We start from the raw sequence: 24,940 nt of genomic DNA on the forward strand, positions 1-24,940 counted from the left end.
CGGCACAGATCGCACCAGGGAGCCGCCGGGCCATGCGCATTCTCATATCTCTTGCCGCCTTGTTCCTGTCGGTCATTTTCGTGCAGCTGTCCTCGGGCGCGCTCGGACCGCTCGACGCGCTGTCGGGTCGCGCCCTCGATTTCACCAACAGCCAGATCGGCCTCCTCGGCTCCGCCCATTTCGCGGGCTTCCTGATTGGCTGCTGGTGGGCCCCACGCCTGATGGGTTCTGTGGGCCATGCCCGCGGATTTGCCGTTTTCGCCGCCCTCGGCTGCATTGGCGCTCTTGGCCACACGTTAACCGACAATGCAGAGGTCTGGATGATCCTGCGCATGCTATCGGGCGCCTGCGTCGCCGGGTGCTACACAACCGTTGAAAGCTGGATGCAGGCAAAGGCCACCAACGCCAATCGCGGCCGCGTTCTTGGCGGTTATCGGATCATCGACATCGGTGCATCGCTGGCTGCGCAACTGCTGATCGGCGTGCTGACGCCCGCCTCCTATGTGTCCTACAACCTGCTTGCTATCTTTTGCTGCTTGTCGCTGATCCCGCTGGCTCTGACGACCAGCACGCCGCCCGCGATCACGACCCCACCCCGCTTGCACCCGATCCGTGCATTGCGGCTGTCGCCGCTCGGCGTCATGGGTGTGGCCGTTGCGGGCGTGACAATGGCCGCGTTCAGAATGGTCTCACCGATCTATGGGTTAGAGGAAGGTCTCAGCGCGACAGAGATTGGCGGCTTCCTTGCCCTCGGACTGCTGGGTGGTGCAATCAGCCAGTTCCCGGTCGGATGGCTGGCGGACCGCTTTGATCGCCGCGCGGTCCTGGCGGGTCTGTCTGTCGCCGCCCTGGCGGTGTCGAGCGCCATTACCCTGGGCGCCTTCCCGGGGATTACCGGCCTCTACATCTCGATCCTGCTTTTCGGGCTTGTCGCGTTCCCGCTCTTCTCTGTCTCCGCCGCGCACGCAAACGACTTCGCGTCCCCTGACACGGTGGTGGAGCTGAACGCCGCTCTGATGTTCTGGTATGCGATCGGGGCGATCGCGTCACCCTATCTCGCCTCGCTGCTGCTGGAATCCTTCGGCAGCAAGGCGTTGTTCATCTATATCGGAACGGCTCATATCGGCCTGATCGCCTTTGCCGGATGGCGCAGCATGGTGCGGGCAGCGCCAACCGAGCGCACGCCCTACACTTATCGTCCAAGAACCTCATTCACCCTGCAACGATTGTTCCGCCGCAAGGGTGACTAGGCCCTCTACATCACGAACTCATAGAGGCCTACGGCGGTGTTCATTTCGCGCAGCAACGGCTCGGTCAATGTCGCCAGTTCGGCCAGATCCGCTGGGCTCAAAACTTCCCCGCCCGCAGCGCGGTCGAGCAATGCTTTGACAGGCGTCCACAGCTCCTGAACGGTCGCGAGCTGGTCTGCAATCTGCTCATTTGGCGGTGCCATGACGCCGACGTCCGCCATACCGTTGCGCAAGGCGGTCAGTGACAAATCAAAGATCGTCAGCGTGCCCAGCAATGTTTCGGCCATAGCGGCCGGATCGTCGGCAACCTGCATTAAACAGGCCTCTTTCACCGCCTTTTGGGTCAACATCCGCTGGCGACCCGCAATGTCCACCGTCACCGTCAATGCAAGCGGCACATTGGGCGTGATCCCGCCATAAGCACGCGCCGTTGTGTTCACGGCCGCATTCATTGTGCGCAAAACTTCCAAAGATGTCGCATTAAGCGGCATCAAACGATCCTCGGGAACCACGCCCTCACGCTGCGCCAATTCAATGACACGACGATAGGCCGCCCAGGGCGTATCGATTTCCGAGAGCGCATTCAGCACCTGGTTCAGCGTCTCTTCCTGCAGACCAATTTCCGGATCACCGACACGCAAGGCCGCGTCAGATTGCAGAAACAGTGCGTAGGCCGCATCCATCTGCCCTCGATGATCGTCCGCGGCTATCCCGGTCGACATCAGACACGCGGCCTTTGCCATTCGCTGGGACAGCATCCGCTGTCGTCCGGCAACGTTCACGCGCCGTGTCGCCTCTTCCGCAGTTACGTCAGCCACAGCAATCGTTGGTGCACCGACCCCCATCGTCAGCACCATCGCAGCCGCAGCTGCTATCGCATGATATCTCATAGCGAACTCCACACATCTCAATTCCCCCACTTTGAATTTCGCACAATCATTGCGTGTTTGTAAGTGTGAATTCGCACATGCAGCATCACTGCATACCTAACCATTCGATTAAGAAGCGGGTTTCTCACAATTTCCTGCGGCCGAGGAAGGTGGTCACATGTCGTCAAAAGGATCGACAGGCGCCCAATCATCATCGACGTCGTCCGGATCAATGGGAACAATGGTCTCATTCGTGTCCGATTCAAGCTCACGCGACAGCACCGCCCGAATCTCAGATCCGGGAAATTGCGCCAACGCTGCTTGAACCAATGTATGCGCTTTCGCGTGCGCAAGGATGTCATCCTTTGCACGCGCATTCAGCTCGGCAAGCGTCTGCCCGCCCCCCTCGCTAACGACAGAGACCGCCCAGCGGGCACCGGTCCAACTCGTCAAACGTTGGGTCAGCGTTTGCGCCAAATGGGGTGGCGCATCGGCCGTGGGCTCAAATTCGATGCGGCCCGGTGTGTATTTGGCAAGTCTCATATAGGTTTCGACTTCAACCAGAAGTTTAACGTCGCGATTGGCGCGTATCAGCGCGACCACATCCTCGAAGGTCACAAATCGCGCCAGCGGATTTGCCGCTTCCGCCGCAACGGGTTGCGCCTCGGCCACGGCTGTCACACCACCACTCTGCCGGACCTGCGCGCGTGGCGAGGACGCTCCGGCACTGCTGGCCCCGGCCTGCCCGCCACCAGCAGGTGCCCCGGCAGGTGCATCCTGCAGCCGGCGGATCAGCTCCTCAGGGCTCGGCAGGTCCGCGACATGGGTCAATCGGATAATGGCCATTTCAGCCGCCATCATCGCGTTGGGGGCAGCCGCAACCTCCTCCAAGGCTTTCAGCAGCATCTGCCACGAGCGGCTCAACACCCGCATGGGCAACCGTTCAGCCATATCCTGCCCGCGCAACCGCTCATCAGGCGCCACCGTCGGATCCTCCGCCGCTTCCGGCGTGATCTTTACGACACTGATCCAATGCGTGACCTCAGCGAGATCCCGCAACACGGCCAGCGGATCGGCCCCGGCCGCATATTGCCCTGACAATTCGTCTAGCGCGCCGCCCGCATCGCCCTTCATCACCATGTCAAACAGGTCGAGCACTCGGCCCCGATCCGCAACACCCAGCATTGCGCGGACCTGATCGGCGGTCGTCTCCCCCGCGCCATGGCTGATCGCCTGGTCAAGCAGGGATACCGCATCGCGCATCGAGCCCTCGGCCGCACGGGTGATCAGCGCCAGCGCATCCTCACTGATCGCCGCCCCCTCCTTGCCCGCAATTTCGCCAAGATAGCGGATCGTCTCCTCAGGCTCCATGCGCCGAAGATCAAAGCGCTGGCATCGGCTCAGAACGGTCACCGGCACCTTGCGGATCTCAGTGGTCGCAAAGATGAATTTCACGTGCTCGGGCGGCTCTTCCAGCGTCTTGAGCAACGCGTTGAACGCGCTGGTCGACAGCATGTGAACCTCATCGATGATGTAGACTTTGTAGCGGGCAGAGGCCGCGCGATAGCGCACGCTGTCAATGATCTCTCGAATGTCTCCCACACCGGTGCGAGAGGCGGCATCCATCTCCATCACATCGACATGACGGCCTTCGCTGATCGCCACGCAGGGCTCACAAACACCGCAGGGCTGGGTGGTCGGCCCGCCTTGCCCATCCGCCCCGATACAGTTCAGACCTTTTGCAATGATCCGCGCCGTGGTCGTCTTGCCCGTGCCCCGGATGCCGGTCATCAAAAACGCATGCGCGATCCGGTCTGCCTCAAACGCATTGCGCAACGTGCGCACCATCGCGTCCTGCCCGATCAGATCGGCAAAAGTCTCGGGCCGGTATTTGCGCGCCAGAACCTGATATGTCGAATCGCTCATGCCGCCCCCCGGTCATCGTCGCGCGCAAGGCTAAGCGGCCCTCGTCTCAGACGCAATGTGAACACCATCAGTCCTCGTTGATGTCGCGGGTCCAGACCTTCACCTGCCCCTTGCGCACCCCAAGAACGCGCCGCATCACAATCCAGGAAATCAGAGAGAGGACCGCAAAGCACAGCAACATCAATGGCACCGATCCGGCCAACGCAGCCGCAACCGGTCCACCAACCAACAGAACAATCGCGATGATCAATGCGCCAAGGCCAAAGCCCAAGAGGATCGCCCCGGCCGTGAAAGCCTCAGCAATCAGCAGCAAGATCCCCGCAACGGCCCAGACCCACCACGCGGACAACATCAACCGCGCCCCTTCAACAATTTGAACGCATCCCCAAATGCATCCAGAGCATTCGCGGGCACGAGGATGGTCTGTTTTCCATCCCCCTTGCCAACGGCCTCAAGCGCTTCCACCTGCTTTAACGCAACCTGATATTGCGCAGCCTCAAGCCCGTTTTCCTTGATCGCTGCGGCAACAACGCTCGTGGCATAGGCTTCCGCATCAGCCGAGACACGGCGCGCCTTTGCGGCCTGCTCTGCGGCATAGAGTTCGGCATCTGCGGCAAGCTCCACCGCACGCTTCGTGCCCTCGGCCTCTGTCACCTGTGCGCGCCGTGCCCGTTCTGCATTAAGCTGTTGCAGCATTGCAGCCCGCGTCGCTTCATCCAAAGCAACGTCGAGGATTTCGGCCCGCGTCACCTCGATCCCCCAATCGTCGACAACAGCTTCAACCGCCTGCTTCACCTTTGCAATCAGTGTTGCGCGATTGGACTGAACCGCATCCAGCTCAATCGCCCCGATTTCTGATCGCACGATCCCCGCAACTGTTGTTGCAATCGCCGCGTCTACATCGCGGATCCGGTAAACCGTGCGCTCAGGCGCCGTGATCCGGTAAAAAACGCTCGTCTCGACCTGTAGCAACACGTTATCTGCGGTGATCGCATCCTGATTGGCCGTTGGCAGCTGCCGCTCCAGGATCGAAATACGGTGCTTGACCCGGTCAAGGAATGGCACGATCAGGTTTACGCCCGGCCCCAGAACCTTCTGCAAACGGCCCAGCCGCTCCACCACATATTTCTCGGACTGCGGAACAATCCGAACACCGAGGAAGACGATGATGGCGACAAAGGCGGCAAGGCTGAGCAGCACGATATTCGCGCCGATGAACTCTTCGGGGGTCATGTCCAGGCTCCGGTTGGGCGGTGTGGCGGCAGCTTCGCAGATTACCTCAGGACTTTGAACCCACCACCCGCGCCCGGTGCGCGATATAGAGCGTTGATGCAATGATCAGAACCGCACCTGCAAGTGTGTAGCGATCGAGAACTTCACCAAACAGCACGTATCCCGCAATCCCGATGAAAACGATCCTGAGATAGGCAATAGGCGCAAGGACGGCAGCATCGGCAAAGCGGTACGCCTGAAGGTCCGCCACATTGCGTGCGCTGCCGGTGATCACCAGAACGGCGACCGCGATCCAGGCAACTGTTCCGGTCGGCACGTCCCACACCGGGGCTGCCACCGGAACGGTGACCAGTGCCGTAATCACAACCGATGACACGAAGGCGGACATCGCCCCATCAGCCTGTGCCAGTCCCCGGCTCATGCTCAACGCCGCGGCGAACAGGATGGAAGAGCCCAGCGCAGCCAGCATTGCAGGCTCCAGCGCGATGAAACCCGGTCGCAGAATAATCAGCGCCCCGACAAACCCCGCCGCAACCGCACTCCACCGACGGGGACCAACCCGCTCCCCCAGCGCTGTCGCGGCGATGATGACGGCAAAAATCGGCGCAGTGAAGAAAAGAACCGTCGCAGTGGCCAGCGGAATATGGGCCAGCGTGTAGAACCCCAGATGGGTCGAACCGGCCACAAAAGCCCCTCGGATCAAATGGTCGCGCGGGCGCGAGAAGCGCAGTTTTCGCCAAACAAATGGCAGCACCAGACATCCCGCGATCAGCATCGCCGTGATGCCCGACCGCAGCATCAACACCATCCGACTGTCCAACTCGTCTGTCAGCCAACGCACCGACACCGACATGGCAGACGCCATGACGACCGAGAACAGCATCCAGATCACGCCGCGCAGATTGTCAGATTGTGTCCGGGTGGGCGGCGGCGTCGCCTGATCCATCGGGGATATCGCCATGATGCCCTCCTTGCGCCTCACAGGGTCAGGGCTTCATCCCTAACGCGACCCTTTGCGAAAGGCCCGAAAAAAGGCGTATCGCTACAAGCGTTGAGGCACGCTTCGGATTGGCCCAAATACCCAATCCAAGGCCGGAAACCGGACCGGCGCGGTCTGCATAAGCGGTGCACGCTTGGTGTACGCGTTGTGCACGCCCTGTGTACGCCTGAAATTGGTCGACTTAGCGGCCCTTGAAGGTCGCCTGCCACGCGTCCCGCTGCTCGTCGCTGATCTTGGTGAACAGGTTTTCGGGCACCGTGAATGCGTGCCCGGGCTGCAATGTGTCAAGCGCCCCGGCCACATCGCTGGGCCACTCAAGATCCGTGCCCAGCGCCGCACGCAACGTCTCGCTCGCATCAGGAATGAAGGGCTTGGAAAGCACCGCGTAAAGACGGCAGAGATTGAGCGCCAAGCGAATGATACCAGCGGCCCGCGCGGGGTCCTCTTTGAACGCAGCCCAGGGCGCGGTTTCCTGAAGATATTCGTTGCCAGCAACCCAGATCGCGCGAAGCCCCGCCGTCGCCTTGCGGAAATCCATGGCCTCCATATGAGTCTCATAGAGGGCGACGCGGCGGGTCAACTCTTCGATAAGCGCCTGTTCTGGCTCACCATATTCGCCATTCGGCACCTCTTCACCGAATTTCGAGCGGCAAAACTTGGTCACGCGGCTGACAAAATTGCCCAGCACGTCCGACAAGTCCTTGTTGACGCCGGACTGGAAGCTTTCCCACGTAAATTGGCTGTCTGAGGTTTCGGGCACATTGCTCATCAGCCACCAACGCCAATAGTCCGCAGGCAGCACGCTCAGCGCCTGATCCATGAAGATCCCACGCCCTTTCGAGGTCGAGAACTGGCCATTCTCGTAATTCAGGTAATTGAACGACTTGATGTAGTCGACCAGTTTCCAGGGCTCACCCGATCCGATGATCGTGGCCGGAAAGCTCAACGTGTGGAAGGGAACGTTGTCCTTGCCCATGAACTGAACATAGGTCACGTCCTCAGCCCCTTTGTCGGTGCGCCACCACCGCTCCCAATCGTCGAATTTCTCTGCAGTTGCAGCGATATAGGCGATGGGTGCGTCGAACCAGACATAGAAAACCTTGCCCGGCAATTCGGGCACCGGAACACCCCAATCGAGGTCCCGGGTGATGCCCCGGTCCTGCAAGCCGTCGCCATCATTCAACCACTTCTTCGCGATTGAGGTGGTCAGCACCGGCCAATCATGTTTCGAGCCGATCCAGTCGGCCAATTCACCGCGCAGCGCGCTCTGGCGCAGGTGCAGGTGGGTCGTCTCGCGCACTTCCAGATCCGTCGCGCCAGAGATGGCAGAGCGCGGTTCGATCAGGTCGGTGGGGTCGAGCTGCTTGGTGCAGTTTTCACACTGATCCCCACGCGCGCTGTCATAGCCGCAATTGGGACAGGTCCCCTCAACATAACGGTCCGGCAGAAAGCGCCCATCTGTAACGGAGTAAATCTGGTGCTCCGTCACCTCCGCGATCAGCCCCGCCTCACGCAACTTGGCAGCAAAATGCTGGGTCAGTTTGTGGTTTTCGGGTGAGGAGGAACGTCCGAAATGGTCGAAATCCATACGGAAACCGCGTGCCAGCTTTGCCTGAACCTCATGCATCTCCGCACAATATTCGTCCACCGGCTTGCCGGCCTTCTGCGCGGCAAGCTCTGCCGGTGAGCCATGCTCGTCCGTCGCGCAAATGTGCATGACCTCGTGCCCGCGCCCGCGCAGGTAGCGCGCATAAACATCTGATGGCAGCTGGCTTCCAACCAGATTGCCCAGATGCTTGATCCCATTGATATAGGGAATGGCGGAGGTGATCAGATAGCGGGCCATGGGATATCCTCTTACTCGGCCCGGCTGATCTAACCCACGTCAGCGCGCTTTGCCAGTGGGGTCTGATCCGATCAAAGGGCCAGAACGCTGCGGGCGTAGGGAATGGTCAGGCGACGTTTGTCGCGCAAACTTGCCAGATCGAGCGCCTCCATCTGGCGCGCCACCTCATCCAACGCGCGCGGAAGCCGGGCGATCAACCAGCTGAAAACATCGGGCGGCAGAACCATCTGCCGGTCCTCCGCAATCTTGAGCAGCACCGCCTGGACGAGCATGTCATCCGCAGCCCCCAGCCGCACATGCGTGGCCGCCGTCAGCCGAGAGCCAAGATCAGGCGTATCAATCGGCCAATGGGACGGCACGGCCTCGCCCGTGACGAGAAGACGTCCACCTTGCGCGCCCAGCATATTGTGCAGATGGAACAGGGCGCGCTCAGCCTCTATCCCGGTCATCTGATCCACATCCTCCACCGCGACTGCGCCCGTCGCGGCGAGCCCTGGCACCTCTTCCTCCGCCAAATCAGCCGCGGAAATGATGGCGGTCGGTTGAGCCTCTGCCCAAAGGTGAACAAGGTGGGTTTTGCCAGACCCTTTGGGGCCACTCAGCGCAAGTTTGCCCGAGGGCCAATGCGCCGCATTGTCGATCAGTGCCAGGGCCTCCGCATTGCTGGAGGACACGAAAAATGCATCACGCCCGCGCGATGTCCGCACGGGCAAGGGCAGGACAAATTGGTCTTCGCTCACGGGTCTGGCTGCTCACCGGGACCGCGATAGAGGCGTCCGCCCTGGTAACGCTCGATCCCGAAGCGGACGAGCACGCCGATCATCGCCGCCACTGGGACGGCAATCAGCATCCCGGTAAAGCCCATCATCGAGCCGAATGCGGACAGTGCGAACATCAGCCAGACGGGGTGAAGCCCGACGCTGCCGCCCACCAGCTTTGGCGTCAGGACATTGCCCTCCACCATCTGGCCCGCGATGAAAATCGCGCCGACAATCGCGATCCAGTGCCATTCCCCCCAGAACTGGAACAGGGCGACACCGATCGCGAGGGAACCCCCGACAATGGAACCCACGAAAGGAATGAACGAGATCAGACCGGCAAAGAACCCGATGATCAGGCCAAATTGCAGCCCGGCGACCGTCAGGGCGACGGCATAATACGTGCCGAGGATCAGGCACACTGTCAGCTGACCGCGCACGAAGCCCGCAAGCACATCGTCAAGGCCGCGGGCCAGTTGGCGGATCACCGGCGCATGTTCGCGCGGCAGGAGACCGTCGATCCGCGCCACCATTCGGTCCCAGTCCATCAACATGTAAAAGGCCACCACCGGTGCGACGACGAGCAGGATGAAAAAGTCGAGCACAGCAAGACCGGACGCTAGGATCTGATTGACGATCATCGGAATCCGCTCCCGCACGGCTTGGGTCGTCGTCTCTATCGCATCCTGCAGGGCTGAGCCTTCGGTGATCAGGTCGGGGAAACGGGTCGTCAGCCCGACGCGCAGCTGTTCAGCATAGGCTGGCGCGGCCTCAACCAGTGCCTGCGTCTGATCCACGGCAATCGGAATCAGAATGACCAGCACTGTTGCCGCCGCAACGATAACCCCGAATGTGATCAGAACGGTCGCGAGCACCCGCGAAAGGCCCAAAGCCTCTAACCGATCCGCAACGGGATCGAGGAAATAGGCGATTGTCATGCCCACGAGGAAGGGCAGCAAGGTGTCCCCCACGACCCACAGGATCAGCAGAAAAACGACCGCTCCGATCCCCCAATAGCGGGCCTGCTCTGTCCGGGTCAGTGCCATGTCCATCCTTCCTGAATTGCGTGGCCCTGATGTTGCAGATCGCCACAGCGCACGCAAGCGCGCCCCGGCTTCATCTTTCCCGAAACACGCGATCTGCCCCCGGCGCGACGGCGCGCCATCTGGTAGAATCGCAGAGGCACCCGATATAAAGGCACATGGCTTTACCCCCGTCCTTTTTCGACGAAATTCGCGCGCGCGTATCTCTGTCTGACATTGTCGGGCGGAAGGTGACGTGGGACCAGCGCAAGTCGAACCCCGGCAAGGGTGACATGTGGGCGCCCTGCCCGTTCCATCAGGAAAAGACCGCATCGTTCCATGTCGATGACCGCAAGGGGTTCTATTACTGTTTTGGCTGTCACGCGAAAGGTGATGTCATCAAGTTCGTGCGCGAGACGGACAATCTGGAATTCATGGATGCGATGGAGATGCTGGCCGGTGAAGCCGGTCTGACGATGCCTGCACGCGATCCGATGGCTGCCAAAAAGGCAGAGGCCCTCGCAGGCCTTTCGGATGTGGTTGAGGCGACGATCAAATTTTACCGCGCTCAGCTTTCCGGAGGTCAGGCTGCCGAGGCGCGCGCCTATCTCGACCGCCGGGGATTGCGCCCCGAGACGCTGGACCGATTTGAGATTGGCTATGCCCCCACCGGGCGCACGGTGCTGCTTGAGCATTTGAAGGCCAAAGGATTGCCACTCGATCTGATCCTGGGATCGGGCATGGTCGCGCGCAGCGACCGCAATGATGATCTCTATGACCGGTTCGCCGGACGCATCGTTTTCCCGATCCGCGACGGGCGGGGACGGGCCATCAGTCTGGGCGGGCGGGCCATGGACCCGAACGCGCGCGCCAAATACCTCAACGGTCCGGAAACGGAGCTCTTCGACAAGGGCAATGCGCTTTACAACCATGGACCGGCGCGGGAGGCGGCTGGCAAGGCGTCGGCGCTGATCGTGGCTGAGGGCTATATGGATGTGATCGCGCTCACCCAAGCCGGACTTGGCCATGCTGTTGCGCCCCTTGGCACGGCGATCACCGAAGGACAGTTGCGCTTGATGTGGCGCGTCGCCGATGAACCGGTCATTGCCCTGGACGGTGATGCGGCCGGTATTCGCGCGGCACGACGGTTGATCGACATTGCCTTGCCTCTGCTGGTACCGGGAAAGACATTGCGTTTTTGCCTGATGCCCGAGGGGCAGGATCCAGACGATGTTGTGAAGTCAGGCGGTGCCGGGGCGATGACCGCACTGCTCGACACGGCAAGGCCGATGGTCGATCTGCTGTGGGAGCGGGAGACCGAAGGGAAGATCTTTGATAGCCCAGAGCGGCGGGCGGCCCTTGATGCCCAGCTGCGCAGGCTTCTGGGCACCATCACTGATCCGTCAATCAAATCACATTACGGCGCCGCCTTGCGCGAAAAGCGCCAAGCACTGTTTGGGAGTGGGTCCGCTGCACGCTCAGATGGCGGGGGTCGGCGCAGCTTTGGCGGTACGCCCTGGCGCAGTGGTAGCCAGCAAATTGTGCAGCCCAGCCACGCAGCGCGAACCTCCTTTCTGGCGCGGGCAGATGACGGTCCGCAGGCCGAGACGCGCGCCCGCGAGTGCGCGATTCTGACGGGCTGCCTCAACCATCCCGAACTCGCCCGCAAGCTTGAGGCGGAGCTGGAGAGGATGCCGATGCTGTGTGGCGATCTGGAGCAGATCCGCGACGCCCTCTTGTATCATCTGCTCAGCCCCTTACATGCGGACGCTACCGCCGCCTATGCTGCGATGGAGCAACGCCTGGGGTTTGACCCAATCAGCCAATTGACGGCAATCAGGCTCGTATCGCTTCCGCCGCATCTGCAAAGAGGAGCTGACGCGCCGCTGGCGGAGCGGGCTTTGCGCGAAGAGATTGCCAAGCAGGTTGCCGTGGCCGGAATTCTGGCTGAAGTGCGCGACGCGGAGGAGGATTTGCAGGGTGTCGCCGACGAAGGCCTGACATGGCGTTTGCAGCAGGCGAACCTTGCCAGAGACCGCGCGATGCGCGGCTCAGTCGAAAATGATGCCGCTGAGGGTGGCGAACAGGAACTGTCAGACCATCTTTCCCGTTTAATCGCGGAAGAGGTCTGGATAAAGAAAAGTTAAAGCATGCAGTCGCGAATCGGCTACGAATCGCTACTGTGCGCAGATATCCGCCGATTCGGTTCTTGGTTTGGACGATTCGCGCGACGGAAAAGAGTGGAGTAGTTCATGGCGGCAAACGACCTCGAACAACGCAAAGAGGACGATCAGGACAGCGGCGCGGGCACCATGCTCGATATGAGCCAGGCTGCCGTCAAAAAGATGATCACGCAGGCCAAGGCCCGCGGATATATCACCTATGATGAGCTGAACGCCGTCATGCCACCCGATCAGGTCTCTTCTGAGCAGATCGAGGATGTGATGGCGATGCTGTCCGAAATGGGCATCAACGTGATCGAGCCAGAGGAAGCGGAAGAGGAGGAGGCGAAGGCCCCTGAATCGACAGAGACCTCCTCAAGCCGTGAAATCGCCACGACAACCGCATCAAACGAAACGCTCGATCGCACCGATGATCCGGTGCGCATGTATCTGCGCGAGATGGGTTCGGTCGAATTGCTGAGCCGCGAGGGCGAGATCGCCATCGCAAAGCGGATCGAGGCCGGGCGCAACACGATGATCCTGGGGCTGTGCGAAAGCCCCCTTACCTTCCAGGCGATCACGATTTGGCGTGAAGAGCTGATGGAAGAGGCGATCATGTTGCGCGACGTGATCGACCTGGAAACGACCTTTGGCGCCTCGATGGAGGATGATGAGGAAGAAGAGGTCGAAGGCGAGAGCACGTCCGAATCCTCCGACGATCAGACCGACGGCCAGTCCGATGAGGATGATGACGACGAGGAAGACGAGCAGGCCAATCTGTCGCTGGCCGCGATGGAAGCGCAGCTGAAGCCCCAGGTGCTCGAAACGCTCGACCAGATCGCGAATGACTATTCCCGTCTCTCTGCAATGCAGGACGACCGGATGTCCGCAGCGCTGAACGAGGAAGACAGCTTCTCCTCCGGGCAGGAACTCGAATATCAGCGGCTACGCTCGGAGATTGTTGAACTGGTGAACTCGCTTCACCTTCACAACAACCGTATCGAAGCGCTCGTCGATCAGATCTATGGCATCAACCGCAAAATTATGTCGCTGGACGGGGACATGGTGAAGCAGGCCGACAATGCCCGCATCAACCGAAAAGACTTCATCGAAGAATATCGGGGCGCGGAGTTGGAGCCGGGCTGGCTCGACCGTGTCAGCCAGAACAAAGGCCGCGGCTGGGACGTTCTGGGCGAGAAGTATCGCGACAAGATCGAAGAGATCCGCACCGAAATGGGTGAAGTGGGTCAATATATCGGCGTCGATATTTCAGAATTCCGCCGGATTGTCGCGCAGGTCCAGAAGGGTGAGAAAGAAGCCCGGATCGCCAAGAAGGAAATGGTCGAGGCGAACCTGCGCCTCGTGATCTCCATTGCCAAGAAGTACACGAACCGGGGCTTGCAGTTCCTTGATTTGATTCAGGAAGGCAATATCGGCCTGATGAAAGCGGTCGATAAGTTTGAATATCGCCGCGGCTATAAGTTCTCAACTTATGCGACGTGGTGGATTCGTCAGGCGATCACCCGCTCCATCGCCGATCAGGCGCGCACGATCCGTATTCCGGTGCACATGATCGAGACGATCAACAAGCTGGTCCGTACCGGTCGTCAGATGCTGCACGAGATCGGCCGCGAGCCGACGCCGGAGGAACTGGCCGAGAAGCTGCAAATGCCGCTCGACAAGGTGCGCAAGGTCCAGAAGATCGCGAAGGAGCCGATTTCGCTCGAAACCCCGATCGGGGACGAGGAAGACAGCCAACTCGGCGACTTCATCGAGGACAAGAACGCGATGCTGCCGCTTGATGCGGCCATTCAGGGCAACCTGAAAGAGACGACGACGCGGGTTCTGGCAAGCCTCACCCCGCGCGAGGAGCGTGTGCTGCGCATGCGCTTTGGCATCGGCATGAACACCGACCACACCCTCGAAGAGGTTGGACAGCAGTTCAGCGTGACGCGCGAGCGGATTCGTCAGATTGAGGCGAAAGCGCTGCGTAAGCTCAAGCACCCGTCACGCTCTCGCAAGCTGCGCTCGTTCCTTGACCAATAACTAAACTGCGGCACTGCGCGCGTTGTGCAGTGCCGCACTTCATTGCAGACTGTGTCTATGACTGGTCTGACACTCCCCCCATCCCTGCAAAAAGAGCTTGGGCAGCGCGATTTGATCGTCTTCGACGGCGAATGCGTACTTTGTTCGGCCTTCATGCAATTCATTTTTGACCACGACAACGACTCGCATTTCGCGTTCGTTCTGGCGCAAAGCCAGCTTGGCCAGGACATTTACACCGCACTCGACCTGCCAACCGATACCTTCGAAACAAATCTGGTGATCGTGAGGGGGCAAGTGTGGACGAAGCTGCAGGCCTTTGGCGCAGCGATGTCGCGCCTTGGATGGCCTTGGAAACTTGGCGCACTCGCCTTCATTATCCCGCGCGTCATTGGCAATCCGACCTATAACGCGATTGCGCGCAACCGATATCGGATTTGGGGACGCACCGCGACCTGTCTGGTGCCGAGCGACGCGTTGCGCAGCCGTTTCCTTGGCGGGCTGGCGATCTAGACGGTACGGGAATTCATATGCTCGACACGATCAGCATTCGCACCTCCGGGCCCGGCCTCTATGAAATCACTGATCGGATTTCGGTCTTGTTGCCGCGGCAGGACGGGCTTCTGACGGCCTTGGTGCGACACACCTCCTGCTCGCTGCTGATACAGGAAAATGCGGACCCGGACGTTCAGGTGGATCTAAGACGGTATTTCGAGCGGCTGGTTCCGCGTGGCGACACTCCGGACATGGCGTGGCTGACCCATGTGATGGAGGGGCCGGATGACATGCCCGCCCACATCAAGGCGGCGATGCTTCCTGTCAGCCTTGGTATACCAGTCGCCGCCGGGCGCATGATGCTGGGCACGTGGCAGGGTATCTATCTATTCGAGCACCGGGAGCGTCCGCACACGCGCGAAATCGCCCTCCATTTCCGTGGGGATTAGATCACAACCCTGTCCGTTTTCCGCAGCCAATCTTGCATGTTGACCAAAAACACCCATGTTTCTCAGTGTGATGGGCGCCGGACAAGCGGTGCTGGAGGTGTTATGCGTTTCGCGCAGAGTTTGAAATGGATCGGTGTGGCTGTGGTCCTGGGCTTTGGTTCGGCCGCGTATGCTTGTCCCGTGCCTGCCTCCGGTGCGCAGTCCTTTTCTGCAACGTCTTCACAGCTTTATTCCGCGGCGACACGCAGCGTCTCAGCTGGCGGCGACACGGCGTTGCGCAGTTGCAATCTGGGGGCCTTTTCAGGCTATGTGCCCGGCGTCGCACAGCTCGCGGTCGATTTCAGCAACACGGACGGCTATGCGCTGGAGTTCCGCGTCCAGGGCGGTTGCGACACCGTTTTGCTGGTGAACGGGCCTGACGGACGCTGGCACTGGGACGACGACTCCGCGGGATCACTCAACCCCCTTATCCGACTGAGCGGTGCGTCATCGGGTCGCTATGCGGTGTGGGTTGGGACTGTATCCTCTGGAAATTGCAGCGCGAATTTGAATGTCGAGACGTTCAACTGACGCTGCGTGAACTTTCCTGTTGTTCGCTGGGCGCGGCCACGGTTAGTCTCTGACGCGTAGTGAATACCCATCACTGCTCCTTAGCCCCCCGAAGGAGGATTCCTCATGAAAACGCTTGTTGCTGCAGCAGCACTCACCCTTTGCGCCGGTGCGGCGCACGCCTGCCCTGATTTTAGCTATTCCGGCTATGGGATCAGCGCCTCTGGCAGTCAGCTCTATTCCGCGTCGACCTATCAGGTCATTGCTGGTGGCAGTTCTGACCTGGCTGCATGTGGCTTTTCCGGCTACGGCTTTGTCGCCGTCGCGCCTGATTTCGAGCTCTACTACAGCCAGGACGGTGCCTACGATCTGACCTTCCGTCTGAACACGGCTTGCGACTCCATTCTTTTGATCAACGATCCGAATGGCAACTGGTGGTGGGACGACGATTCCAACGGCAATCTTGATGCATCGATCAATGTCGGTCGCGGCGTTGATGGCACCTATGACATCTGGGTTGGTACGGTTGGTGCCGGAACCTGCGACGCGTCAATCACGTTCGAGACGTTCTGATACCACTCGCATAGGACTGAAGGAACGGCCCGCCCCAAGCGCGGGCCGTTTTTGCTTCGAGTGTCAGGATGGGTTTGCCGGCATAACAAAAACTTCGTTCACAGCCACATGCGCGGGCTGCTGCAACGCGTAAACGACGGCATTTGCGATATCTTGGGGCTGAAGCTTGTCAGGTTTAGCGTCGTCGAAAAAGGCAGTGTTCACCATGCCCGGTGCGATGATGGTACAGCGCCCGCCCCACTCTTTCATTTCTTCGGCCAAATTGCCGCCGAACCCATGAACAAACCACTTCGTTGCCCCATAGATTGACCCCTTGATATGACGACGCCCCGCTGCTGATCCGGTAACGAGGAAATGGCCCTTACGCTTCTTTAACTCTGGCAGGACTGCGTGAGCGGTGTAGAGCGGGCCCATGACATTGACATCAATCAGACCGCGCCAGTCTTCGGGGTCACCGGCCTGCGTTCCCGCCTGCCCCGCCCCGCGCCCTGCATTGGCGAACGCTGCATCAATCCCGCCAAATTCTGCGACAGTCTTGTCCACCGCATTGACCAGTGCGGCGTGATCTGTCGCGTCGCAGGGAATAGAGATTGCAGCCTCACCCAACTCCTGCGCCAAAGCCTCGATCTTGTCCTCGCTGCGCGCTGTCAGGGCGACATTCCACCCCGAAGCGACCGCTGCGCGGGCCGTCGCCTCCCCTATTCCACTGGACGCGCCTGTCAGGAAAAGCGTTTTGCAGGTCATAATCTACTCCATTCAAATCCGTTGATAGTTTGCGAAGGTGGCGCAGGTGCGCCCCAGGGCAAGGTGCGCGCTACAGTCCGCGCAGTGTTGCAATCTGGACTCTTGCCCCGACTAGCGCTGGACGGCACAATGCGCAAAAACACCACCCCTGCTGCACTTCGCCACATGTCGCGGAGAGAACGGAGCGAACCCCATGCGCTGCCCCTTTTGTGGAAACACCGAGACTCAAGTGAAAGACAGTCGTCCGGCAGAGGACCATGTCGCGATCCGTCGGCGCCGATATTGCCCGGCCTGTGCGGGACGCTTCACGACCTATGAGCGGGTGCAATTGCGCGATCTGGTCGTCATCAAAAAGAATGGTCGGCGCGAAAGTTTTGACCGCGACAAGTTGGAGCGATCCATCCGCATCGCCCTGCAAAAGCGCCCGATTGAGGCGGAGCGGGTCGATCAGATGATCTCAGGCATTGTGCGCCGGCTGGAGAGCATGGGCGAAAGCGACATCAAGTCCGACACAATCGGTGAGATCGTCATGGAGACGCTCGCCCGGATCGACACTGTGGCCTATGTTCGGTTTGCCAGCGTTTACAAGAACTTCCAGGCCGCCGATGACTTCGAGGAATTTGTGCACGAGCTGCGTCCCCCGGTGAAAGACGGTGAGGATGAATGAGGCTGACGCCCGCCATCTGACCCATGCGATCAATCTGTCCCGGCGCGGATTGGGACGCACGTGGCCGAACCCCGCCGTGGGTTGCGTCCTCGTAAAGTCAGGGCGCATCTTGGGGCGTGGCTGGACTCAGCCCGGAGGTCGCCCGCACGCGGAGACAATGGCCCTCGCGCAAGCCGGGGACGCGGCGCAGGGCGCCGACGCCTATGTCTCTCTGGAACCTTGCGCGCATCACGGGCGCACCCCGCCCTGTGCCGATGCGCTGGTCAATGCTGGCATCGCACGACTGATCTGCCCCATGGAAGACCCGGACCCGCGCGTCTCTGGCAAGGGGCTGGGACGTCTACGGGACGCCGGGGTGGAGGTCATCATGGCCCCTGAATTTGCGTCAGAGGCCTCTGACGTGAATGCGGGGTTCCTGCGACGACAGGAACTGGGCCGACCGCTCGTGACGTTGAAGCTGGCGCTTAGCCTCGATGGGCGGATCGCAACCGTGCGAGGGGAGAGCCGCTGGATCACCGGACCGCAGGCCCGGCGCGAAGTTCACCTGATGCGCGCGAACCATGATGCGGTCTTGATCGGCGCGGGAACCGCACGGGCAGACGATCCGATGCTTGATATTCGGGAGCTGGGACTGGCCGATGCCTCCCCAGTGCGAGTGATTGCCGACGGCAGCTTGTCCTTGAGCCTCACATCCCGGCTGGCGCAAACCGCTGAACTCCAACCGTTATGGATCTGCCACAAGTCAGAGGTAGAGCGTGACCGACGCGCTGCATGGGACGCGGCCGGCGCGCGGACCCTGCCTTGCGCAACAGACGGGGACACCGGCGCACTCGATCTGGCGGAGTTGTTACAAGTCCTCGGTCGCGAAGGGATCACGCGCATTCTATGCGAAGGTGGCGGACAACTGGCCGCATCCCTGCTGCGCCGGGATCTGGTTGACCGCCTTGTTATCATGCAGGCCGGGCTGGTGCTGGGTCGGGACGGTTTGGCAGGCGTCGGCGCGATGGCAGATCAATCCCTCGCAGATTTCGCCCGCTGGAGACTGGTCGAGTTGCGGCGCATCGGCAGCGATACAATGTCGGAATTCCGTCCGCTACGCTGACGGTCAGCGGTCCTGCAGGAAACTCCAAAACCGCGCACGCCAGTCGGCCCTGCCCTCACCGGGCGCCTCGATCCAATCGAGCAGAGTTTCCACGCTACAAATCTGTTGGCTGATTGGGTGCAGATAGATGGGATAGTCGATCAGGGCTGCATGAATGAGTTGGTCCAGTGTAGGCCGCGCCTGTCGACGGACCGGAGCTCCGTGCAGATCTGTCGTCAAGCCCCACCCGGCGTAGAAGGGCTGGCCCAGACATGTGACCGGTTTTGCGCGGATCAGCGCCTCGAACCCGGCGAGGGACGTGTTTGTCCACACCATATCGGTCGCCTCGATCAGCTGAGTGATGTCCCCGTCCGTTGAAACAAGATCCGCGACGTCTGACTGTGTAAGCCCCTGCCGATACCCTGCGGAGACGTCGGGATGTGGCCGAAAGAGGATGAACGCGTCAGGATGGGCTGCACGGGCTGCGTTGAGAACAGCACGATCTCCGCCCGCAACACCTCCCAGGCGCACAGACGCATCATCCGCCACCTGCCCCGGCACCAGAAGGATCGGTTTGTCAGCGGGCAGATGATCGAAGCCCACGGATTGCAGATTGTACTTGCTGATGCCCCTCTCAACGAGGCGCGCGCGCAGACGGACCACGCGTTTGATTGCGGCGTCCGGCAATTTTGGGGCGGCCGTGATCAGGCGCTCCAGCTCGCTGGCGCGGTTCGGATCAAAATGCACCCCCATCGCATCATAGCAAAGGGACGCCGGTGGCGTCAGCGCAGCGCCGAGCCCGCGGGACCGGATGAAGCCATCCTCAATCCGGGCCATGTCCTCTCCCGCCGGGACTTTTGACGCCCAGCCGACTTTTCGCCCGGATGGCGCGGAGAAGCGCACCGATGCGCCGCCGCTGGCAAGCATCCGTTTGACCTGCGCGCGCTTCCAGCGGCTGCAACCAATCACATTGATCGAAGCGCGTCCCATGCGCTGCGCCACTGACTTGCGCGCCGCAAGATCCTGTACAGTTTCGAGCAGCGACCGGGGCCGCCCGCTTGCCGGCTCAAACCAGCCGCACGCCTGCGCCCATCCCCCTTCGAACAGCTCCTCCGCAGTCAGATTGGCCCGGCGGCGGGGCAAGTCCTGAAGGTCCACGCTGAGGCCCCAGCCTGCATACCAAGGCGTTCCATGAACGACCGGCTTATGCCCGGCCAAAATGGCCTCTGCTCCCAAATGAGAGCTCATCACATGGACCGCGTCTGCGCGCTCCATCACACGCCACGGATTGTGTCCGGGTGGCAGCAGGGAAATCCCTGCTTTCAAATCGGCAGCCCCAAGATGCGAAAGGTCGCTTGCAGGATGGGTGCGAATAACAATCTGGCTGTCGGGATAGTCCCGCTGCACAAAGCCCAGCATCTCCCTGAAAGCCTCTCCGCCAACCCCGCCGAGGGCCGCGTCCTGCGGCACCTGATCCGCAATGAGTACGAATTTCTTCGGGAGGGTGAGGGAGCCATCCGTCCAATGGTTGAACTTCGACAGCTGATAGTGGCGCAAGAGATCCAGTGCTTCCAGCGTTTCGGTCGCGGGTTCCGGCCTGCGGTTCAGCCGTAGCTCAAGCTGGCTTGGCCCGCTTGCATCGAAATGCGGGCCGTCGAGATCCACGAACAGGCCAAGGGGCGGCATTTGCCCCGGACGAACACTGCGTAGGAAGGCATCCTCAAGGTGAACGACCGGCAGGCCGCGCCGTTCTGCGAGAGCCAGACCGCGAGCGGCCACGGGCTTATTGCCCCAGACACCAATCGCATCACATGACGTCCACCCCGGCACCACGCGCCAACCCAGCCCAGCCAACGCACGGATCAGCCATGGCTGACGTGGAAAACCCAGACTGACGACACCGAGCCGCTTGAGCGGCTCCGCGCCACTCATTTTGTCTTAGCTGCCATCCAGCACACTTGCCGTAGAGGTGACGGCCTGAATCGGCGGGCTGATCGCCCCGACGATCTTGAGGAACTGCACATAGGGTGCTTCCGAGACATAGACGATATCGTCGTCCCGAACCGAGAAACTGCTGGCCGTGAAGAACGCCGCAGGGGCGGTCAAATCGAGCACATAGGCCACACGCACCGTGCCACTGCTATCTGGCGGTGTGGCGAAACGGCTGTAAACCTCGGCTTCTTCTTCACGCAGGACAAAAACACCTCGTGGGTCGGCGGTATTCGGGTTGAGGCCACCCATCGTCGCAATTGCTTCCATGAGAGAGATATCGCGCCCCGGGAACTCAACACTGGTCTGAGAGCCAAGCTCACCCAACGCGATGAACGATCTCGGATCACGCTCGATGCTGATGATATCACCACCGCGCAATGCAATATCAGCATCGGGATCCATCAGGACATCTTCAAGCCATACCCGGCTGACCATATCCCCACGGCGGATGGAGACCTGTGCGACATCGGTGTCCACGCCGGACGCAGCAACATTTGCCATAAGACCGGCAAGCGTTCTGGTCGCGGCCTCAATCGGCACATCACCGATTGGCCCTTCTGCGCCAATCACCCGTACGGTGTTGCTACCTGAGGACGTCAGCCGAACCTCTACCTGTGGTTCAGGCGTCATTTCAGCCAGGCGGCTCGTCAGATCGCGCCGGATTTGTTCAATCGAGCGGCCAGAGGCGCGAACCATGCCGACCTGCGGCATGAAAAAGCGACCATCCAGGCCGACACGCATGTCACCGAGCGTCGTCGCACTGCCCTCTCCCCCGCCAAACAAGGGGAACTGGCCATTCTCCCAAACCGTGATGTCGAGGACGTCGAGGGGCTGGATGACCTCGATATTCGTCAGACCTGCGACCTGAAAGGCCGGGCTGAAGAACAGCGGTTCGTCATATTGGGTATCGCGGGCGACCTGAGCATCAATGGGGATGATGGCAATCGCCGGGCTTCCATCGGCGGGCTGGGCCGTAATCTCTTCGATGGTGGGGCCAGAGCGTGGCAAGCTTGCGCAGCCGGCAAGCGCTGCAAAGGCCACGACCGTGGCAGCCGCCCGGAACGTTGCTGTTTTCATCTGTCCGCCTCGTTTTCTTGGTGCAGATCTGTGTCCGCCTTTGGCCGCGACGCTAGCAGCGGCACAGGAGCGACCAAAGCAAATTCTCATTTTCGGCGGGCGCTGAGTGACAGAACATTTCCATCTGTGACCTTCGCGCCGCGCTCTGCCCCTCCACGAATGACGCTGTAGGGGTCGGCCTCTCGCATCATCATGGCCGGCAGAAGGCGCAGCAAACTGCGGCGACCGGAGCGTGTGTAAAAGCCGCCGGGCACCTGCGACGTCATCAACATGGCGCGTCGAAAGGCCAGGTAGGCCGTGTGATCGGGACGCTGCGGGTCGGCAAAAAACTGCGTCAGCGGTTGATGGCTGACCAGGCCCGGACGGTCATAGACCGAGCGACCGAACGCCCGCAGTGGCAAATTGCGCCACAAAGCCTGCTGAGCCGCGGTTGAGTTCACCGTCACTGCACTGCGCGCATTGTCGAGAAGGGTCGCCAACCGCTCCCCTTCGAGGAAGTGAACCCGGCCCGCCAAATCGTGACGCGCGGCGAGCGTGTGCATCCACGCCTCCAGACGGTCGCGGCCATCCTCGAACGGATGGGCCTTGAAAACGAGGTGATCGCCTTCGGGCGCACCCTGAGCGAAGGCCTTCGCCACATCGGACATGAACGCGCGCATATCGTCATAATGGCTGTGGTTCTGGATTGAGGCATCGTGACCAAGTTGCAGGAGAACCAGATGATATGGCGCGTTCGCCCGCATCAACGCTCGTTCCCGCGCCCTGCGCCGGATCAGGCGAAAAGGATGCGTCGTCAGGGCACGCATCGCGTGGCGCAAGTCCTGCGATGCCGTTGCCGGCCGGTGGGCGGCATAACGGGGCCAGCGTTTACGCCCGCGCCAGACCCGCGCATGGTAGATCACACCATGCCAAAGATGACCCCACATCGCCCCCCATTGATCCGGGGCCGCCTGAAGCGGCGTCGTGGCGTCAACCGAGGCAATATCCGATGAACCGATTTGCAGCATCGGTGATGCACCGTTCACCCCCCCACGCTCATAAGTGATCCAATGGGGCCTAAGGTACCCCTCTTCGAGAAAGTGGACGGTGATGCCCAGGCTACCGGCCGCAGCCGCTGTCATTTTGTGGTAGGCGCGGCTGTCACCGTAGAGAATGACATCCGTGATCCCGCGGCCCATCAGCACATCGGTGATGAAGTCGGCGAAACCGCGAATACCCGCGCCAAAACAAATCTGAGTGTCAGGATCGCGCCACTCAGCAGCGTCACCGCCATTCAGGGAAAGACGGGTGGTTCGACAGCCCGCGGCCCGCAACGCGCCTGCAAATTGACGCACAAACGGGCCGTGCGGTCCCTGCACGAACAGAAAGTGGCGTCTTTGCGCGATTTCCGCGTCCATCCTATCCCCCCGGAATGCGCCCCCCATACGCGCACAAATCCTTGCCAATCGGGCTTGGCACGCATAGCTGATGGCTCAATTGGACAACAGCGAGGCGCGTCAGGCGATGTTCACTGGAATCATTACCGATATTGGAACGGTGGAGCAAACTGAGATGCGGGGGGACCTGCATGTTCGCATCGCCACGTCTTATGATCCCGCCGGTATTGATCTGGGTGCGTCCATCGCATGCGACGGGTGTTGCCTGACAGTGACCGACCGTGGATCGCAGGGCGGCCAGAACTGGTTCGACGTCACGATCAGTGCCGAAAGCATCGACAAAACGACAGCCGGGACCTGGGCGCCCGGTCGTCGACTGAACCTGGAGCGGGCCCTGAAAGTCGGCGACGAGCTGGGCGGTCACATCGTGTCGGGCCATGTGGACGGACTGGCCGAGGTCATGGCCGTTGAGGATGAGGGCGAGAGCACGCGCGTCACGCTGCGCGCCCCGATCGCTCTGGCCCGCTTCATAGCACCCAAAGGATCTGTCGCGCTGAACGGGACGTCGCTGACAGTGAATGATGTCGACCATTGCGATTTCGGCATCAACTTCATTCCACATACCAAAGAGCAGACAACCTGGGGCAACGTGGCCGTGGGCGACCAGATCAATCTGGAAATCGACACGCTGGCCCGCTATGTCGCGCGGCTCGCAGATATGCAGGACAAGACATGACCGACTACGCCGATGCAATCTCTCCGGTTGCGGACATTATCGCGGACGCGAAAGCGGGCCGGATGTTCATCCTCGTGGATCATGAGGATCGGGAGAATGAGGGCGATCTGGTGATCCCTGCTGTTCATGCGGATGCGGCGGCGATCAATTTTATGGCCAAATACGGCCGCGGGCTGATCTGCCTTACCCTGACGGGGGAACGGCTCGACGCGCTCGGCCTGCCCATGATGGCGCAGAGCAACTCATCCCGTCACGAAACGGCTTTCACCGTTTCGATCGAGGCCCGTGAAGGGGTCACAACCGGGATCTCTGCCGCCGACCGGGCGCAGACTGTTGCCGTTGCTATCTCGACCCAATCAGGACCGCAGGATATTGCGACCCCGGGTCATGTCTTCCCCCTGCGCGCCCGCGAGGGTGGCGTTCTGGTTCGCGCCGGACATACTGAGGCAGCCGTTGATATTTCCCGCCTTGCGGGCGTTGATCCCTCCGGCGTGATCTGTGAGATCATGAAAGAAGACGGTGAAATGGCGCGGCTGCCCGATCTGGTGGAGTTCGCGAAAGAGCATGACCTGAAGATCGGAACAATCTCGGATCTGATCGCGTATCGCCGGAAACATGACAATCTGGTGCGGGAGCGGACCCAGCAGCAGGTCACGTCCGAATATGGGGGCGACTGGACCCTGCGGGTCTTTTCAGACCTTACCGGCGGCGCGGAGCATCTTGCCATGACCAAGGGCGACGTGACCGACGGACCGGTTCTGGTTCGAATGCATGCGGCAAATCCACTGGAAGACATGCTTGCCCTGAAACCCGGCCGGGCACACCAGCTCGGACAATCCATGCGCATGATTGCGGATGAGGGTCGTGGCGTTGTTGTCCTCTTACGCGATATGAGCGCGGACATGGCGATGGATGGTGAGGTCTCGAACGACACGCTGCGCAACTATGGAACTGGAGCACAGATCCTGAATGCGCTTGGCGTGCGGGAGCTGGAGCTTCTGACCAACTCGGGCGTTCCCAAGGTCGTAGGACTCGAAGGCTACGGGCTGACGATCACCGGAACACGCCCCATCCCAGACAAGGAGGTCTGAG

Annotated in this window: 23 protein-coding genes; 11 read left to right on the top strand and 12 right to left on the bottom strand. The window is 60.9% G+C overall.

Features of this window, described 5'->3' with window-relative positions:
- Positions 1 to 32 precede the first annotated feature (32 nt).
- Entirely contained in the window at positions 33 to 1,250 is a 1,218-nt protein-coding gene (locus POI8812_RS09640) for an MFS transporter (protein ID WP_108782540.1), read from the top strand.
- A 5-nt stretch (positions 1,251 to 1,255) separates the two neighbouring features.
- Here POI8812_RS09640 and POI8812_RS09645 read toward each other — a convergent pair whose 3' ends face one another.
- The 8 genes from POI8812_RS09645 to POI8812_RS09680 all read right to left on the bottom strand — a co-directional run bounded on the left by POI8812_RS09645 (position 1,256) and on the right by POI8812_RS09680 (position 9,928).
- A complete protein-coding gene (locus POI8812_RS09645) occupies positions 1,256 to 2,140 on the bottom strand; it encodes a type IV pili methyl-accepting chemotaxis transducer N-terminal domain-containing protein (RefSeq protein WP_108782326.1) in 885 nt (294 codons plus the stop codon).
- Between the two features lie 153 nt (positions 2,141 to 2,293).
- Complete coding sequence (locus tag POI8812_RS09650; protein WP_108782327.1) at positions 2,294 to 4,045, bottom strand: DNA polymerase III subunit gamma/tau; 1,752 nt, start codon at positions 4,043 to 4,045, stop codon at positions 2,294 to 2,296.
- Positions 4,046 to 4,112: 67 nt separating this feature from the next.
- Entirely contained in the window at positions 4,113 to 4,397 is a 285-nt protein-coding gene (locus POI8812_RS09655) for an NfeD family protein (protein WP_108782328.1), read from the bottom strand.
- On the bottom strand, positions 4,397 to 5,278 hold the full coding sequence (locus POI8812_RS09660; RefSeq protein WP_108782329.1) for an SPFH domain-containing protein: 882 nt from the start codon (positions 5,276 to 5,278) through the stop codon (positions 4,397 to 4,399). The genes POI8812_RS09655 and POI8812_RS09660 overlap by 1 nt, the downstream gene beginning before the upstream one ends.
- A gap of 46 nt (positions 5,279 to 5,324) precedes the next feature.
- A complete protein-coding gene (locus POI8812_RS09665) occupies positions 5,325 to 6,239 on the bottom strand; it encodes a DMT family transporter (protein ID WP_108782330.1) in 915 nt (304 codons plus the stop codon).
- Positions 6,240 to 6,459: 220 nt separating this feature from the next.
- Positions 6,460 to 8,124, bottom strand: a complete 1,665-nt coding sequence (metG, locus tag POI8812_RS09670) for a methionine--tRNA ligase (protein WP_108782331.1) — start codon at positions 8,122 to 8,124, stop codon at positions 6,460 to 6,462.
- A gap of 71 nt (positions 8,125 to 8,195) precedes the next feature.
- On the bottom strand, positions 8,196 to 8,864 hold the full coding sequence (locus POI8812_RS09675) for an HdaA/DnaA family protein (RefSeq protein WP_108782332.1): 669 nt from the start codon (positions 8,862 to 8,864) through the stop codon (positions 8,196 to 8,198).
- Positions 8,861 to 9,928: an AI-2E family transporter gene (locus tag POI8812_RS09680; RefSeq protein ID WP_108782333.1), complete on the bottom strand. Its 1,068-nt coding sequence runs from the start codon at positions 9,926 to 9,928 to the stop codon at positions 8,861 to 8,863. The genes POI8812_RS09675 and POI8812_RS09680 overlap by 4 nt, the downstream gene beginning before the upstream one ends.
- 155 nt (positions 9,929 to 10,083) lie before the next feature.
- Here POI8812_RS09680 and dnaG point away from each other — a divergent pair, with 155 nt between their 5' ends.
- The 6 genes from dnaG (at position 10,084) to POI8812_RS09710 (ending at position 16,175) form a co-directional block, all read left to right on the top strand.
- Complete coding sequence (gene dnaG / locus POI8812_RS09685) at positions 10,084 to 12,051, top strand: DNA primase (protein ID WP_108782334.1); 1,968 nt, start codon at positions 10,084 to 10,086, stop codon at positions 12,049 to 12,051.
- A gap of 105 nt (positions 12,052 to 12,156) precedes the next feature.
- On the top strand, positions 12,157 to 14,112 hold the full coding sequence (gene rpoD, locus POI8812_RS09690; protein WP_108782335.1) for an RNA polymerase sigma factor RpoD: 1,956 nt from the start codon (positions 12,157 to 12,159) through the stop codon (positions 14,110 to 14,112).
- Positions 14,113 to 14,169: 57 nt separating this feature from the next.
- A complete protein-coding gene (locus tag POI8812_RS09695) occupies positions 14,170 to 14,622 on the top strand; it encodes a thiol-disulfide oxidoreductase DCC family protein (protein ID WP_108782336.1) in 453 nt (150 codons plus the stop codon).
- A 17-nt stretch (positions 14,623 to 14,639) separates the two neighbouring features.
- Positions 14,640 to 15,053 carry a secondary thiamine-phosphate synthase enzyme YjbQ gene (locus POI8812_RS09700; RefSeq protein WP_108782337.1) on the top strand — a complete coding sequence of 138 codons (414 nt, stop codon included), beginning with the start codon at positions 14,640 to 14,642 and terminating at the stop codon, positions 15,051 to 15,053.
- Between the two features lie 102 nt (positions 15,054 to 15,155).
- On the top strand, positions 15,156 to 15,623 hold the full coding sequence (locus tag POI8812_RS09705; protein ID WP_108782338.1) for a hypothetical protein: 468 nt from the start codon (positions 15,156 to 15,158) through the stop codon (positions 15,621 to 15,623).
- Positions 15,624 to 15,728: 105 nt separating this feature from the next.
- Positions 15,729 to 16,175: a hypothetical protein gene (locus POI8812_RS09710; protein ID WP_108782339.1), complete on the top strand. Its 447-nt coding sequence runs from the start codon at positions 15,729 to 15,731 to the stop codon at positions 16,173 to 16,175.
- Positions 16,176 to 16,238: 63 nt separating this feature from the next.
- On the opposite strand, the gene POI8812_RS09715 is transcribed toward POI8812_RS09710, so the two are convergent.
- Positions 16,239 to 16,919 (bottom strand): SDR family oxidoreductase, encoded by a 681-nt coding sequence (locus POI8812_RS09715; protein WP_108782340.1) that lies wholly within the window; start codon positions 16,917 to 16,919, stop codon positions 16,239 to 16,241.
- A 193-nt stretch (positions 16,920 to 17,112) separates the two neighbouring features.
- Between POI8812_RS09715 and nrdR the strand changes: the two genes are divergently transcribed.
- Positions 17,113 to 17,586, top strand: coding sequence for a transcriptional regulator NrdR (nrdR, locus tag POI8812_RS09720; protein ID WP_108782341.1), 474 nt, complete (start codon positions 17,113 to 17,115; stop codon positions 17,584 to 17,586).
- Positions 17,579 to 18,688 carry a bifunctional diaminohydroxyphosphoribosylaminopyrimidine deaminase/5-amino-6-(5-phosphoribosylamino)uracil reductase RibD gene (ribD, locus tag POI8812_RS09725; protein WP_181377193.1) on the top strand — a complete coding sequence of 370 codons (1,110 nt, stop codon included), beginning with the start codon at positions 17,579 to 17,581 and terminating at the stop codon, positions 18,686 to 18,688. The genes nrdR and ribD overlap by 8 nt, the downstream gene beginning before the upstream one ends.
- Before the next feature lie 3 nt (positions 18,689 to 18,691).
- Here the strand turns inward: ribD and POI8812_RS09730 are convergent, their stop codons facing one another.
- From POI8812_RS09730 to POI8812_RS09740, 3 genes are all read right to left on the bottom strand, one after another.
- Positions 18,692 to 20,599, bottom strand: a complete 1,908-nt coding sequence (locus POI8812_RS09730) for a capsule polysaccharide biogenesis protein (protein ID WP_108782342.1) — start codon at positions 20,597 to 20,599, stop codon at positions 18,692 to 18,694.
- 6 nt (positions 20,600 to 20,605) lie between these two features.
- Positions 20,606 to 21,736, bottom strand: coding sequence for a polysaccharide biosynthesis/export family protein (locus POI8812_RS09735; RefSeq protein WP_162844999.1), 1,131 nt, complete (start codon positions 21,734 to 21,736; stop codon positions 20,606 to 20,608).
- Between the two features lie 86 nt (positions 21,737 to 21,822).
- Complete coding sequence (locus POI8812_RS09740; protein ID WP_162844998.1) at positions 21,823 to 23,133, bottom strand: capsular polysaccharide export protein, LipB/KpsS family; 1,311 nt, start codon at positions 23,131 to 23,133, stop codon at positions 21,823 to 21,825.
- A gap of 106 nt (positions 23,134 to 23,239) precedes the next feature.
- On the opposite strand from POI8812_RS09740, the gene POI8812_RS09745 reads away from it, so the two are divergent.
- Both POI8812_RS09745 and ribB read left to right on the top strand, forming a co-directional pair.
- Entirely contained in the window at positions 23,240 to 23,848 is a 609-nt protein-coding gene (locus POI8812_RS09745) for a riboflavin synthase (RefSeq protein WP_108782542.1), read from the top strand.
- A complete protein-coding gene (gene ribB, locus POI8812_RS09750) occupies positions 23,845 to 24,939 on the top strand; it encodes a 3,4-dihydroxy-2-butanone-4-phosphate synthase (protein ID WP_108782345.1) in 1,095 nt (364 codons plus the stop codon). The genes POI8812_RS09745 and ribB overlap by 4 nt, the downstream gene beginning before the upstream one ends.
- Position 24,940 lies beyond the last annotated feature (1 nt).

Origin of the sequence: Pontivivens insulae, from assembly GCF_900302495.1 — a bacterium.
In the GTDB taxonomy this organism is placed as follows: Bacteria; Pseudomonadota; Alphaproteobacteria; order Rhodobacterales; family Rhodobacteraceae; genus Pontivivens; species Pontivivens insulae.